Source organism: Bartonella sp. CE47NXGY (assembly GCF_042195415.1).
Taxonomy (GTDB): Bacteria; Pseudomonadota; Alphaproteobacteria; order Rhizobiales; family Rhizobiaceae; genus Bartonella.
The window spans coordinates 1-1,382 of record NZ_JBHIOI010000137.1 but is presented as its reverse complement, the minus strand read 5'-3'; the positions used below and the strand labels follow the sequence as shown (position 1 = coordinate 1,382).

Here is a 1,382-nt window from a genome sequence, read left to right as displayed (position 1 = left end):
GACCCTTTTCTTGATGATAGTTACAGAGATGAAGGCTTTCAACAAACAGGTGCTGTAGGCAACGGCATTTTACAGCTTGCCATTGACCCAACCTTTTACATCGCTAATCTTACAGCGCCTGTCACCCTTGACTGGACAAATGAAGTGATCATTGCGCAAGAGTTGACAACGGCTTGCGAAAAAATCAATCCTTATCAAAATTTTGCACCCCTGCCTGGTACAGTAACCCTTGAACCCGCGACAGACTTCTGGCATGAACAACGCACAGATTGGCTTTCGGGTATCACCAATCAAATCATTATGGGAAAACATCGCGGCAGAACTATCCGTAACACAGAAGTGCGTGATGACTTGGTCAATGCACATCAAGAACAAACCGACTTTTTAAGACAAATTACCCTTCACTTTAAAATTGAAGGTTTTGGCAGTAGCGAAATCTTGGAAAGTCTCACCTTTGATGGTGTGAATGTTTTACCGAAGAGTCTCCTTATTGCCGATAGCAAGGGCACCCTTGAGGGCGCTTTCACGATTCCACAAAACATCACCGCTGGCACAAAAAACGTTGTGGCACAGGGAAAAGGTGGAACCATTGCAACGGGTCTTTTTACAGGTCAAGGCGTGATTGATGTGAAAGTGATGCGGCGCACCACAACAGTAAAGATATGGACGCAATTTGACCCACAAGCGCAAGTCTTTACCCCCGATGAAACACGGCAAATCACCGGTATTGACTTTCATCTTTGCAAAATCGGTAATGAGAACCATGATTTGGTGATTGATTTGGTCACTACAGAAAACGGTTATCCGACCGCCGATATTCAAGCACAAAGCTTTTATTCTATGAAGGGCGCAAAGCTAGGGTGGGCAGAGGCACGCTATGATGTACCACTCCTTGTGATGGATGACCGCTTAACGGCTTTTGTCATTAAAACCGATGATGCGGATCATTCTGTCTCACTAGCAAAGCTTGGGGATTTTGATGCAGAACACCAGAGATACGTCTCGAGTCACCCTTACGTGACCGGTCCACGCTTTTCTTCTGTCAATGCTAGGAGCTGGACCGCCCATCAAGATGAGGCTTTAGCCTTTCGAGTGCTGGCGGCACGCTATACACAAACAGAAAAAACCATTGATCTTGGCACTTTTGACCTTGTTGACTGCTCTGATTTGCAAATACGCGCAGCCATTGAGTTGCCTTCAAGCGATTGTTCTGTCATCTTTGAAATTGAAAGAAACAACGGCACGGTTTATCAACTCCTTCCCTTTCAATTGCTCAGTCTTACTGAATATATCAGTGAAAAGATCAAGCTTCGCGCTATTCTTAAAGGAACAGAGAAACTCTCACCGGTGTTATTTGCGCCTGTTCAATTGATCGCGGGAAA

At 45.2% G+C, this 1,382-nt stretch carries 1 protein-coding gene; it reads left to right on the top strand.

Annotation, left to right across the window (positions count from 1 at the left end):
* Positions 1-1,382 (top strand): DUF4815 domain-containing protein (locus tag ACFIL3_RS10150; RefSeq protein ID WP_375682226.1); only part of this gene is annotated, 1,382 nt, incomplete at both ends.